The organism is Pseudomonas sp. MF08817 (assembly GCF_059862705.1).
On the sequence record NZ_JCBCUY010000037.1, the window covers coordinates 1 to 13,243 of the forward strand.

The 13,243-nt window shown below is 63.7% G+C and carries 12 protein-coding genes; 10 read left to right on the top strand and 2 right to left on the bottom strand.

Annotated features, from left to right (window positions below):
* The 8 genes from AC19YR_RS20410 to fdhA all read left to right on the top strand — a co-directional run.
* The coding region (locus AC19YR_RS20410) for a phospholipase effector Tle1 domain-containing protein (RefSeq protein ID WP_500599894.1) at positions 1-1,433 on the top strand (1,433 nt) is incomplete at its 5' end.
* 205 nt (positions 1,434-1,638) lie between these two features.
* Complete coding sequence (gene glyA / locus AC19YR_RS20415; RefSeq protein WP_095110932.1) at positions 1,639-2,892, top strand: serine hydroxymethyltransferase; 1,254 nt, start codon at positions 1,639-1,641, stop codon at positions 2,890-2,892.
* 22 nt (positions 2,893-2,914) lie between these two features.
* Complete coding sequence (locus AC19YR_RS20420; protein WP_410019505.1) at positions 2,915-4,165, top strand: sarcosine oxidase subunit beta; 1,251 nt, start codon at positions 2,915-2,917, stop codon at positions 4,163-4,165.
* A gap of 15 nt (positions 4,166-4,180) precedes the next feature.
* A complete protein-coding gene (locus AC19YR_RS20425; RefSeq protein WP_095110930.1) occupies positions 4,181-4,510 on the top strand; it encodes a sarcosine oxidase subunit delta in 330 nt (109 codons plus the stop codon).
* Positions 4,507-7,524 (top strand): sarcosine oxidase subunit alpha, encoded by a 3,018-nt coding sequence (locus AC19YR_RS20430; protein WP_500599896.1) that lies wholly within the window; start codon positions 4,507-4,509, stop codon positions 7,522-7,524. Before AC19YR_RS20425 ends, AC19YR_RS20430 begins: the two co-directional genes overlap by 4 nt.
* Positions 7,525-7,601: 77 nt before the next feature.
* Positions 7,602-8,234: a sarcosine oxidase subunit gamma gene (locus AC19YR_RS20435; protein WP_095110928.1), complete on the top strand. Its 633-nt coding sequence runs from the start codon at positions 7,602-7,604 to the stop codon at positions 8,232-8,234.
* A 68-nt stretch (positions 8,235-8,302) separates the two neighbouring features.
* Positions 8,303-9,160: a formyltetrahydrofolate deformylase gene (purU, locus tag AC19YR_RS20440; protein WP_095110927.1), complete on the top strand. Its 858-nt coding sequence runs from the start codon at positions 8,303-8,305 to the stop codon at positions 9,158-9,160.
* Positions 9,161-9,271: 111 nt separating this feature from the next.
* Positions 9,272-10,471 carry a formaldehyde dehydrogenase, glutathione-independent gene (gene fdhA / locus AC19YR_RS20445; protein WP_095110926.1) on the top strand — a complete coding sequence of 400 codons (1,200 nt, stop codon included), beginning with the start codon at positions 9,272-9,274 and terminating at the stop codon, positions 10,469-10,471.
* 47 nt (positions 10,472-10,518) lie between these two features.
* On the opposite strand, the gene AC19YR_RS20450 is transcribed toward fdhA, so the two are convergent.
* Entirely contained in the window at positions 10,519-10,866 is a 348-nt protein-coding gene (locus tag AC19YR_RS20450; protein WP_095110925.1) for a DUF3757 domain-containing protein, read from the bottom strand.
* A gap of 250 nt (positions 10,867-11,116) precedes the next feature.
* Here AC19YR_RS20450 and AC19YR_RS20455 point away from each other — a divergent pair, with 250 nt between their 5' ends.
* A complete protein-coding gene (locus AC19YR_RS20455; protein ID WP_095110924.1) occupies positions 11,117-11,668 on the top strand; it encodes a DUF2780 domain-containing protein in 552 nt (183 codons plus the stop codon).
* 1 nt (position 11,669) lies between these two features.
* Here AC19YR_RS20455 and yihG read toward each other — a convergent pair whose 3' ends face one another.
* Positions 11,670-12,557, bottom strand: coding sequence for a 1-acylglycerol-3-phosphate O-acyltransferase, YihG family (yihG, locus tag AC19YR_RS20460; RefSeq protein WP_095110923.1), 888 nt, complete (start codon positions 12,555-12,557; stop codon positions 11,670-11,672).
* A 174-nt stretch (positions 12,558-12,731) separates the two neighbouring features.
* On the opposite strand from yihG, the gene rloA2 reads away from it, so the two are divergent.
* Positions 12,732-13,232, top strand: a complete 501-nt coding sequence (gene rloA2 / locus AC19YR_RS20465) for a retropepsin-like aspartic peptidase RloA2 (protein WP_095110922.1) — start codon at positions 12,732-12,734, stop codon at positions 13,230-13,232.
* Positions 13,233-13,243 lie beyond the last annotated feature (11 nt).

A 13,243-nucleotide genomic window follows, 5' to 3' on the forward strand; every position in this document is an offset into this window, starting at 1 on the left:
AGTCGGCGGGGCAAGCCGGGGCCAAGGTTTCGGCAGGGGCTGTGGCCGAGTCCTGGGGCTGGGTGCGTGATGGCTCCCTAGGGGCCGCGCTGTTCAATACCGGCGTGGAGGTGCGCCTCAACGCCGCCCGGCGCGACTTTCAACTGGCGGTGATGAGCGCCCAGCAGCGCCTGCCGATCCATAAGATCAACGTGGCGATTTTCGGCTACGACATGGGCGGTGGCCTGGCCCTGGCCTTTGCCCAACGCCTGCTGAAAGGCCTCATGGAGGGCGGGGCTTACCAGGGCATTCCCTTGCACATCCGGTTCATGGGCTTGTTCGATTGCGTGACCAACCGCTATGACGACAACCTGCTGACGGGGTTTATGCCACTGAGTAACCAGGTGTCTTCGCAACTGCACCTCTCGCCCCAGGTTGAGCGTTGCGTGCATTACGCCGCCGCCCACGAACTGCGCTTTTACAAACCCCTGAGCATGCTCGGCGCCGACCCCGAGGACTGTCGCGGGCCCCGCCAGGAGCGTTTGTTCCCCGGTGCTCAGGTCGATGTCGGCGGTGGGGCCGATGAGGATGACGAGAACGTGTCGGATAACGTGTCGCGGTACCCGTTGCAGATGATGTATCACCGCGCCTACGCGGCGGGAGTGCCGATGCCGAGCCTGGAAAAGTTGGAGGATATTGATGCCCGGCTATATCAAACCTTCCTCATCCCCCCCGAAATCACCACCTTCCAGCGCAACTACCGCGCCGCTGTTAAGCAACTGGCGGCCACCACCCGGGAAATCCCCTCGCTGGTGCTTGAGTCGGGCCGGGCCACCGAGCGTTTCAAGCCGCAGATCGTCAACGCGCAAGCCTCGGCGTACCAATGCACGGTGCCGGCAGCGCCCTTGTTTATCAGCCTACTGCCGACAACCATCGAAGAAGAACTCAGCGGCCACACGGTGATCTTCATCCACTGGCTGCGCATGTGGTACGACCAGCACCAGCACAGCGCCGGGCGCAAGACCCGTGGCTGGGGCCTGGGCGTGCCGCTGGACCCCAAAGCCTTTGGCCGCTACCAGAAACTGGCCGACGAGTTGGCCTACATGGACCGCCACGCCCGCTCCGGCCCGCAGTTCGACCCGCCGCAAGCGCGGCGCCAACTCGACGGCGAAGTGGCCCCGGACATCTTCATCAGCGACCCGCAGGCCCAGGCGTTGTTTTGGCTGTGGAACAACCCCGGCAGCCGAATCGCCGAGATCGAAGCGCTGTACCCGCACTTTCTCAGCGACATCCACGACAGCATGGCCGAGTCGGATATCGAGACGGCCTTCGGCGCGTGGGTGCATGCCCGGCACTACATGAACCGCCGGGCGATCCATCGGTTATCCACCGCGCCGGACCCCGGTTTCTTGCAGCGTTTGGAGCTGGCGTATGAGAGGTTTTTCGCCCATTGAGGGCCGCGCCAGTACTGCCGGGGAGTGTTTAGCCGCAATGCGCGAATGGCCGCTGGCCGCCCATGTCGCAAACAAACCCCTGCGTGGCGTCCATGGGCATTTGGCCGGCCTGCGCCAGCCCTACCATCGCATCCAAAGGGCACGGCCTTAAGGGCTTTTGCCTCACCGAGACGAATGGCGCAGCGCCGCCGCTGGGAGAGATGCGATGTTCAGCAAGCAAGACCAGATCCAGGGTTATGACGATGCACTGCTGGCGGCGATGAATGCCGAGGAGCAACGCCAGGAAGACCACATCGAACTCATCGCGTCGGAGAACTACACCAGCAAGCGGGTGATGCAGGCCCAGGGCAGCGGCCTGACCAACAAGTACGCCGAAGGCTACCCGGGTAAGCGCTACTACGGCGGTTGCGAGCACGTGGACAAGGTCGAGGCGCTGGCCATCGAGCGCGCCAAGCAGCTGTTTGGCGCCGATTACGCCAACGTCCAGCCCCACTCCGGGTCCTCGGCCAACAGCGCCGTGTACCTGGCCTTGATCCAGCCCGGCGACACGATTTTGGGCATGAGCCTGGCCCACGGCGGGCACCTGACCCACGGCGCCAAGGTGTCGTCTTCGGGCAAGCTGTATAACGCCGTGCAGTACGGCATCGACACCCGCACCGGGCTGATCGACTACGACGAAGTCGAGCGCTTGGCGGTGGAATGCCAGCCGAAGATGATCGTTGCCGGCTTCTCGGCCTATTCCAAGACCCTGGATTTCCCGCGCTTTCGCCAGATCGCCGATAAGGTCGGCGCGCTGCTGTTCGTCGATATGGCCCACGTCGCCGGGTTGGTCGCCGCCGGCCTGTATCCGAACCCGCTGCCCTACGCCGACGTGGTCACCACCACCACCCACAAGACCCTGCGCGGCCCCCGTGGCGGCTTGATCCTGGCCAAGGCCAACGAAGCGATCGAGAAAAAACTCAACGCCGCGGTGTTCCCCGGTGCCCAGGGCGGCCCACTGATGCACGTCATCGCCGGTAAAGCGGTGTGCTTCAAGGAGGCCCTGGAGCCTGGCTTCAAGGTTTACCAGCAGCAGGTGATCGACAACGCCCAGGCCATGGCCGGCGTGTTTATCAAACGCGGCTACGATGTAGTGTCCGGCGGCACCGACAACCATTTGTTCCTGGTCAGCCTGATCCGCCAGGGCCTGACCGGCAAGGACGCGGACGCGGCCCTGGGCCGGGCGCACATCACGGTGAACAAGAACGCGGTGCCCAACGACCCGCAGTCGCCGTTCGTCACCTCGGGCCTGCGCATCGGCACCCCGGCGGTGACCACGCGCGGCTTCAAGGTCAGCCAGTGCGTGGAACTGGCCGGCTGGATCTGCGACATCCTCGACAACCTCGGCGATGCCGATGTCGAGGCCAATGTGGCGCGCCATGTCGCGGCCCTGTGCGCGGACTTCCCGGTTTATCGCTGAGCGCGGTTTTGGAGTAACGACTATGCAACGCTATTCGGGCTTCGGCCTCTTCAAGCACTCCTTAAGCCACCACGAAAACTGGCAGCGCATGTGGCGCACGCCCACCCCGAAAAAAGTCTATGACGTGGTCATCGTCGGCGGCGGCGGGCATGGCCTGGCCACGGCCTATTACCTGGCCAAGGAGCACGGCATCACCAACGTGGCCGTGGTCGAGAAAGGCTGGCTGGGCGGCGGCAACACGGCGCGCAACACCACCATCGTGCGCTCCAACTACCTGTGGGACGAGTCGGCGCACCTCTACGAACACGCGATGAAGCTCTGGGAAGGCCTGTCCCAGGACCTCAACTACAACGTGATGTTCTCCCAGCGCGGTGTCTACAACCTGTGCCACACCCTGCAGGACATCCGCGACTCCGAGCGCCGGGTCAGCGCCAACCGCCTTAATGGCGTTGACGGCGAATTGCTCAACGCCCAGCAAGTGGCCGACGAAATCCCGTACCTGGATTGCTCGAAAAACACCCGCTACCCCGTGCTGGGCGCCACCGTGCAACGGCGCGGCGGCGTGGCCCGCCACGATGCCGTGGCCTGGGGCTTTGCCCGGGCGGCGGATGCCCTGGGCGTGGACCTGATCCAGCAGACCGAAGTCATCGGTTTTCGCAAGGAAAACGGCGTGTGCATCGGCGTCGAAACCAACAAGGGTTTTATCGGTGCCAAGCGCGTCGGCGTGGTTACGGCCGGTAACTCCGGGCACATGGCCGGCCTTGCCGGGTTCCGCCTGCCGATCGAATCCCATCCGCTGCAAGCGCTGGTTTCGGAGCCGATCAAACCGATCATCGACAGCGTGATTATGTCCAACGCGGTGCACGGCTATATCAGCCAGTCCGACAAGGGCGACCTGGTGATCGGCGCCGGCATCGACGGCTACAACGGCTACGGCCAGCGTGGCTCGTACCCGGTGATCGAGCACACCATCCAGGCCATCGTCGAGATGTTCCCGGTGCTTTCGCGGGTACGCATGAACCGCCAATGGGGCGGCATCGTCGATACCACGCCGGACGCCTGCCCGATCATCTCCAAGACCCCGGTGCCGAACATGTTCTTCAACTGCGGCTGGGGTACGGGCGGCTTCAAGGCCACGCCGGGCTCGGGCAACGTCTTCGCGGCCAGCCTGGCCAAGGGCGAAATGCACCCCTTGGCGGCGCCTTTTTCCATCGACCGGTTCCACAACGGTGCGTTGATCGACGAACACGGCGCTGCGGCCGTCGCCCACTAACAGGAGAAATTCCCTATGTTGCATATCTTCTGTCCTCATTGCGGCGAGCTGCGCTCGGAAGAGGAATTCCACGCCTCCGGCCAGGCCCACATCCCGCGCCCGCTCGACCCTAACGCCTGCACCGATGAGCAGTGGGGCGACTACATGTTCTTTCGCGACAACCCCCGTGGCCTGCATCACGAGTTGTGGATTCACGCCGCCGGTTGCCGCCAGTATTTCAACGCCACCCGCGACACCCTCACCTACGAAATTCTTGAAACCTACAAGATCGGCACCCGGCCGCAATTCACGGCCAGCGCAGGCGACACCAAAGCGGCCGCGCCGGCCTTGGGAGAGAAGGTATGAGCCAGATCAATCGCCTGGCCAACGGTGGCCGGATCGACCGCACCAAAGCCTTGACCTTCACGTTCAACGGCCAGAGCTACAAGGGTTTTGAGGGCGACTCCCTGGCCGCGGCCCTGTTGGCCAACGGCGTGGACATCATTGGGCGCAGCTTCAAGTATTCGCGCCCGCGCGGCATCTTCGCTGCCGGTGCCGAGGAGCCCAATGCGGTGCTGCAGATCGGCGCCACCGAAGCGACGCAGATCCCCAACGTGCGCGCCACCCAGCAGGCGCTGTATCAAGGGTTGGTCGCCACCAGCACCAACGGCTGGCCAAGCGTGAACAACGACGTGATGGGCATTCTTGGCAAGGTCGGCGGCAAGCTGATGCCGCCGGGTTTCTACTACAAAACCTTCATGTACCCGCAGTCGTTCTGGATGACCTACGAGAAGTACATCCGCAAAGCTGCGGGCCTGGGCCGCTCGCCCACCGAGAACGACCCGGACACCTACGACTACATGAACCAGCACTGCGACGTGCTGATCGTCGGCGCCGGCCCCGCCGGGCTGGCCGCCGCCCTGGCCGCCGCGCGCAGTGGTGCACGGGTAATCCTCGCCGATGAGCAGGAAGAGTTCGGCGGTAGCCTGCTGGATTCACGCGAGAGCCTGGACGGCAAACCGGCCATGGATTGGGTGGCCAGCGTCATCGCCGAATTGAAAGTGCTGCCCGACGTGCTGCTGTTGCCGCGCGCCACGGTCAACGGCTACCACGACCACAACTTCCTGACCATTCATGAACGCCTCACCGACCACCTCGGCGACCGTGCGCCCATCGGCCAGGTGCGCCAGCGTATCCACCGTGTGCGGGCCAAGCGCGTGGTGCTGGCCACCGGCGCCTGCGAGCGGCCGCTTGTGTACGGCAACAACGATGTGCCGGGCAATATGCTCGCCGGCGCGGTGTCTACCTACGTGCGCCGTTACGGTGTGGCGCCGGGTAAAAAACTCTTGCTCTCGACCAACAACGACCACGCCTACCGCGTGGCCCTGGACTGGTTCGACGCAGGCCTGGCCGTGGTGGCCGTGGCCGATGCCCGCCACAACCCACGCGGTGCGTTGGTGGAAGAGGCGCGGGCCAAAGGCATCCGCATCCTCACCGGCAGTGCAGTGATCGAGGCCCGTGGCAGCAAGCATGTGACGGGTGCCCGGGTCGCCGCCATCGACGTACGTGCCCACACCGTCACCAGCCCCGGCGAATGGCTGGACTGCGACCTGGTGGCCAGCTCCGGCGGCTACAGTCCAGTGGTCCACCTCGCCTCGCACCTGGGCGGCAAACCGACCTGGCGCGAAGACATCCTGGGCTTTGTGCCGGGCAATGCCCCGCAAAAACGCGTGTGCGTCGGCGGTATCAACGGCGTGTATGGCCTGGGGGATTCCCTGGCCGACGGTTTCGAGGGCGGCGTGCGTGCTGCCAGCGAAGCGGGTTTCGGCGCGGTGCAAGGGGTGTTGCCCAAGGCCCTGAGCCGCCTCGAAGAGCCAACCCTGGCGCTGTTCCAAGTGCCCCACGAAAAAACCACGGCGCGGGCGCCCAAGCAATTCGTCGACCTGCAAAACGACGTCACCGCCGCTGCTATCGAACTGGCCACCCGTGAAGGCTTCGAGTCGGTGGAGCACGTCAAGCGCTACACCGCCCTGGGGTTCGGCACCGACCAAGGCAAGCTGGGCAACGTCAATGGCCTGGCCATCGCCGCCCGCTCGCTGAACGTGACCATCCCCCAGATGGGCACCACCATGTTCCGCCCCAACTACACGCCGGTGACCTTCGGCGCCGTGGCGGGCCGCCATTGCGGGCATATTTTCGAGCCGGTGCGCTACACCGCGCTGCACGCCTGGCACGTGAAGAACGGCGCCGAGTTCGAGGACGTCGGCCAATGGAAACGCCCTTGGTACTTCCCACGCAATGGCGAAGACCTGCACGCGGCGGTCAAGCGCGAATGCCTGGCGGTGCGCGACAGCGTGGGCCTGCTCGACGCCTCCACCCTGGGCAAGATCGACATCCAGGGCCCCGACGCCCGTGAGTTTCTCAACCGCATCTACTCCAACGCCTGGACCAAACTCGACGTGGGCAAGGCCCGCTACGGCTTGATGTGCAAGGAAGACGGCATGGTCTTCGACGACGGCGTGACGGCATGCCTGGCCGACAACCACTTCCTGATGACCACCACCACCGGCGGCGCGGCCCGCGTGTTGCAGTGGCTGGAGATCTACCAACAAACCGAATGGCCGGACCTGAAGGTGTACTTCACCTCGGTCACCGACCACTGGGCGACCATGACCCTGTCGGGCCCCAACAGCCGCAAGCTGCTCAGCGAAGTCACCGACATCGACCTGGACAAGGACGGCTTCCCGTTCATGACCTGGAAAGAAGGCCTGGTGGGCGGCGTACCGGCGCGGGTGTTCCGCATCTCGTTCACCGGCGAGCTGTCCTACGAGGTCAACGTGCAGGCCGACTACGCCATGGGCGTACTGGAAAAAATCGTCGAGGCCGGCAAACCGTACAACCTGACCCCCTACGGCACCGAGACCATGCACGTGCTGCGGGCCGAGAAGGGTTTCATCATCGTCGGCCAGGACACCGACGGCTCCATGACCCCCGACGACCTGAACATGGGCTGGTGCGTGGGCCGCACCAAGCCGTTCTCGTGGATCGGCTGGCGCGGAATGAACCGCGAGGACTGCGTGCATGACGAGCGCAAGCAACTGGTGGGCCTCAAGCCCATCGACCCGAAGGTGTGGCTGCCGGAAGGCGCGCAACTGGTGTTCGACCCCAAGCAGACGATCCCGATGAAGATGGTCGGCCACGTCACCTCCAGTTATGCCCACAACTCCCTCGGCTATTCGTTTGCGATGGCGGTGGTCAAGGGCGGCTTGAAGCGCCTCGGTGAGCGGGTGTTCTCGCCCCAGGCGGACGGCAGCGTGATCGAGGCCGAGATCGTTTCCTCAGTGTTCTTCGACCCTAAAGGCGATCGCCAGAACATCTGACGGACCCACGCGCCTGCATCGGGGGCTTGCCCCCGGTGAGGCCAGAACAGCCACCACAGAATTCGCACAGGTGCTTTATGACCGCAGCCAACGTTTACCAACAACGCCCCACTACGGGGGCCAGAGCCGAATCTTCGCTGCATCACGCCGACCTCGCCAGCCTGGCCGGCAAGGGCCGCAAAAGCGCCGGCGTAACCGTGCGCGAACGCAAACTCCTGGGCCACCTCACGATCCGGGGCGACGGCCACGACCCGGCCTTCGCCGCCGGCGTGCACAAGGCTTTGGGTATCGAACTGCCCGGCGCGCTGGCTGTGATCGTCAAGGGCGAGACCAGCCTGCAATGGCTCGGCCCGGACGAGTGGCTGCTGGTGCTGCCGGGCGGTGAAGAATTCGCTGCCGAACAGAAACTACGCGAAGCGTTGGGCGAGCTGCATATCCAGATCGTTAACGTCAGCGGCGGCCAGCAGATCCTCGAACTCAGCGGCCCGAACGTGCGCCAGGTGCTGATGAAATCCACCAGCTACGACGTGCACCCCAACAACTTCCCGGTGGGCAAGGCCGTGGGCACGGTGTTCGCCAAATCCCAACTGGTGATCCGCCATACCGCGCCCGACACCTGGGAACTGCTGATCCGCCGTAGCTTCTCGGATTACTGGTGGTTGTGGTTGCAGGACGCCGCGGCCGAGTATGGCCTGAACGTGCAGGCCTGATATGACACTGCCCCGGGTAGCAAGCCCGCTTGCTACCCGGGCCCGTCACCCAGAGGAGTCACCGAGCAATGAGCCGCGCCCCCGACACATGGATTTTGACCGCCGACTGCCCCAGCGTGCTGGGTACGGTGGATGCGGTGACCCGTTTTCTGTTCGAGCAAGGCTGTTACGTCACCGAACACCATTCCTTCGATGACCGGCTCTCGGGGCGGTTTTTCATTCGCGTGGAGTTCCGCCAGCCCGAAGGTTTTGACGAACTCGCCTTTCGTGCCGGCCTGGCCGAGCGGGGCATTGCCTTTGGCATGGTCTTCGAGCTGACCCCGCCGCACCACCGGCCCAAGGTGGTCATCATGGTGTCCAAGGCCGACCACTGCCTCAACGACCTGCTCTACCGCCAGCGCATCGGCCAGTTGGCGATGGAGGTGGTGGCGGTGGTGTCCAACCACCCGGACCTCAAGCCCCTGGCCGACTGGCACCAGATCCCCTACTACCACTTTCCCCTGGACCCCAACGACAAACCGTCCCAGGAGCGCCAGGTGCTGCAGATCATCGAGGAGGCGGGCGCCGAATTGGTGATCCTTGCGCGCTACATGCAAGTGCTGTCGCCGGAGTTGTGCCGGCGCCTGGACGGCAAGGCGATCAATATCCACCACTCCCTGCTGCCCGGTTTCAAGGGCGCCAAGCCCTACCACCAGGCCTACAACAAAGGCGTGAAACTGGTGGGCGCCACGGCGCACTACATCAACAACGACCTGGACGAAGGCCCGATCATCGCCCAGGGCGTGGAAGTGGTGGACCACAGCCACTACCCCGAAGACCTGATCGCCAAGGGCCGCGACATCGAAGGCCAGACCCTGGCCCGGGCGGTGGGTTATCACATTGAGCGCAGGGTCTTTTTGAATGCCAACAGAACGGTGGTGCTTTGAGTGGCGAGCGGCAAGTAAGGGCAGTACACCGCACACCACTTGCAGCTTGTAGCTTGCCGCTCAAATCGCTTCCTGATTTTTCATAACAACAAATGAGTAAAGGTGACTGACATGTCTGACAATCGTGGTGTCGTATATCTCGGCAACGGTAAGGTCGAAGTGCAGAAAATCGACTATCCGAAAATGCAGGACCCCCGTGGCCGCAAGATTGAACACGGCGTCATCCTGCGCGTGGTCTCCACCAATATCTGTGGCTCCGACCAGCACATGGTGCGTGGCCGCACCACGGCCCAGACCGGTTTGGTGCTAGGGCACGAAATCACCGGTGAGGTGATCGAGAAAGGCAGCGACGTCGAGAACCTGAAGCTCGGCGACCTGGTGTCGGTGCCGTTCAACGTGGCATGCGGCCGCTGCCGTTCCTGCAAGGAGCAGCACACCGGCGTGTGCCTGACCGTCAACCCGGCCCGCGCCGGTGGCGCCTACGGTTATGTGGACATGGGCGACTGGACCGGCGGGCAGGCCGAATATGTGCTGGTGCCGTACGCCGATTTCAACCTGTTGAAGCTCCCGGACCGCGACAAGGCCATGGAGAAAATCCGCGACCTGACTTGCCTCTCCGACATCCTCCCCACCGGCTACCACGGTGCGGTCACCGCCGGCGTCGGTCCGGGCAGCACGGTGTACATCGCCGGGGCCGGCCCGGTGGGCCTGGCGGCGGCCGCATCGGCGCGCCTGCTGGGGGCGGCGGTGGTGATAATCGGTGACGTCAACTCCATCCGCCTCGCTCACGCCAAGGGCCAGGGTTTTGAGGTGGTCGACCTGTCCAAGGACACGCCGCTGCACGAACAGATCGCCGCGCTGCTGGGCGAGCCTGAGGTGGATTGTGCAGTGGATTGCGTCGGTTTCGAGGCCCGCGGCCACGGCCATGACGGCGTGAAACACGAAGCCCCGGCCACGGTGCTCAACTCCCTGATGGGCGTGGTGCGGGTGGCGGGCAAGATCGGTATCCCCGGCCTGTATGTCACCGAAGACCCGGGCGCGGTGGACGCCGCGGCGAAAATGGGCAGCCTGAGCATCCGCTTCGGCCTGGGCTGGGCCAAGTCCCATAGCTTCCACACCGGCCAGACCCCGGTGATGAAGTACAACCGCCAACTGATGCAAGCCATCATGTGGGATCGCATCAAGATCGCCGATATTGTCGGTGTGGAAGTCATCAGCCTCGACGACGCCCCCCGTGGCTACGGCGAGTTCGATGCCGGCGTGCCGAAGAAGTTTGTGATCGACCCGCACAAGCTGTTTAGCGCGGCCTAAACCCTTTGGCGGAAGTAGCAAGTGGGCGAGCCCGCTTGCTACGACACCTACTGGCGCACCATCTTCAAATAAGGCTTAGAAACGAACTCGCCTTCGGTCACAGCGGTGCCGCCATAGGAGCAGATGACCTTTGCGCCTTGAGTCTCTACCGACTCGGCTTTGAGCGCGTACTTCGCGTCCAGGAAGTCGTCGTCGGTGGCCATGGTTTCTCCCGTCCACTCTTTCCCATCGACTCCTTTGGCCGTGTAGGTGAAGCCGGCGAGGTTTCCTTCTTTGCCATTCCCTTCTGACGTGATCTCAGACACCTTCGGGCAGATGGATAAATCCTCTTCGGCGTAGACATTACCCATCAATGCCATCGTGGCCAGGACGGCTGCAATCAATTGCGTGTGCATGGGGCTGTACTCCTTTATGTGGTTGGAGTGCTCATGGTGGGCAATTTTGCCTAGTGGAGTAACTGTCAGATATGACAGGTATCTAGACTGTTTTCGACTAGCGCCCAAAGGCGGTTAGATCGTTTTCCAGTCGCCGCATTCAAGGCTCCAATGTTCGCCAGGCTGTGGAACAATGCCCCCCGTTTGCCGGTCTTATCGGCAGCTTTGCGCCCGATTCCGGGCCCGTATTTAGCCCCAGGAGTGGTTCCCGATGAAGATGTCTCGCGGTTTGGTTTTGGCTTCGCTCTTGGCCCTGGCGGCCGGGCCGGTGTTTGCCGGTTTTAGCTTGAACGATGTGGTGGGCGCGGCGGCGAGCATGCAGGGCGGTGACAAGGCAGCCGCTGCGGCGCCGACTTCCCAGACCGCTGGCCTGCTCAGCGCGCTATCGGCGCTGGACGTCACGCCGCAGCAAGCGGTGGGCGGCACCAGTGCGATGTTGGGGCTGGCGAAGAACCAGCTCAGTTCCACCGATTACTCGCAGTTGGCCAAGAGCGTACCGGGGCTGGACAAGTTGTCCGGTGGCGGGCAGTTGGGCGCCTTGAGCGGCTTGCTTGGCGCCTCCGGCAAAGCCGCAGGCCTGGAAAACGCCCTGGGCAACGTGAAGAACACTGCCGACCTGAACAGTGCCTTCGGCGCGCTGGGGATGGACAGCGGCATGATCGGCCAGTTTGCTCCGGTGTTGCTCAAGTACCTGGGCGAGCAGGGCGTTGGCGGCCCACTGCTGCAAAGCCTGGGCAGCATCTGGGGCGCCAGCGCCGGTTGATTCAGGGGCGCTCGTCGCGCAACGCGGCGATGCGCGCGTCCTTTTCGGTCCAGAGCTGGTTGACCCAGTTCTGCACCGTTTGGCGAAACACCGGGTCGTTTTCGTAGTCGCCCTGCCACAGCGCCGGGTCCAGTTCGCGGGTGCGGATATCGATGATGACCTTGGGCACGTCGCCGCAAATCAGGCGCCAGAACCCCGGTATCCGTTGTGACGGATAGACCACCGTCACATCCAGCACCGCATCCAATTGCTCCCCCATCGCCGCCAGCACAAAGGCCACGCCGCCAGCCTTGGGCTTGAGCAGGTAGTTGAAGGGTGATTGCTGTTGCGCCCGTTTGGCGGGGGTGAAGCGCGTGCCTTCGAGGTAGTTGACCACGGTCACCGGTTGGCGCTTGAACAGCTCGCAGGCCTGTTGGGTGATCTTCAAGTCCTGGCCCGCCAGTTCCGGGTGCTTGGCCAGGAACGCCTTGGTGTAGCGCTTCATGAAGGGGTAATCCAGCGCCCACCAGGCCAGGCCCAGGAACGGCACCCAGATCAGCTCTTTCTTGAGGAAGAACTTGAAGAACGGCGTGCGCCGGTTGAGGGTCTGGATCAGCGCCGGGATATCGACCCAGGACTGGTGGTTGCTGATGACCAGGTACGAGGTGTCGCGGCGCAGGCCTTCACCGCCGCGGATGTCCCATTGGGTGGGGATGCACAGGGCGAAAATAAGCTTGTCGATTTCGGCCCAGGTCTCGGCTATCCACATCACCGCCCAGGAGGCGTAGTCGCGGCCACGGCCGGGCAGCAGGAGTTTGAGCAGGGCGAACACCATTAGCGGGCCAAACAGCACGAGGGTGTTGAGCAGTAGCAGCAGGGTAACCAGACAGCCGGTGAGCAGGCGGCGCATAAGCAACTCTTGGGTCATGTGGGACGGGGCATGATAAGCAGCTTAGTGGCGCAGGCCAACTTTGCCGGGGTCACGAATGTTTCACGCGCGCCTCGTTATGTTGAGCAACTGAGGAACCAACCTGCGGCCCGGGGTCTAAAATCCCGCTGCTTCCACTCCAAGGACATTGCCCACGTGAAATCCCTTCTCGCACTGCTGACCCTGGTGGCCCTGCCGGCCCTGGCCGCCGAACCGACCCTGTACGGGCGCTACGAATACATCCAGTTGCCGGAGATCGGCGGCGAGGTGCTCAAGGCCAAGATGGACACCGGCGCGTTGACCGCGTCCCTGTCGGCCAAGGACATCGAAACCTTCACCCGCGACGGCGAAGACTGGGTGCGCTTTCGCCTGGCGACCAAGGGCGCGAGCAACAAGGTCTACGAACACAAGGTCGCGCGCATCAGCAAGATCAAGAGCCGCGCCGACGAAGACGAGGAAGAAACCCCCGAAGCGGCGCGCCGCCCGGTGGTCGATCTGGAGCTGTGCCTGGGCAACGTCAAGCGCACGGTGGAGGTCAACCTCACCGACCGCAGCAGCTTCAACTACCCGTTGCTGATCGGCGCCAAGGCCCTGCGCGAATTCAATGCGGCGGTGAACCCGGCGCGGCGTTTTACCGCGGACAAACCTGACTGTTGAACGATTGACGG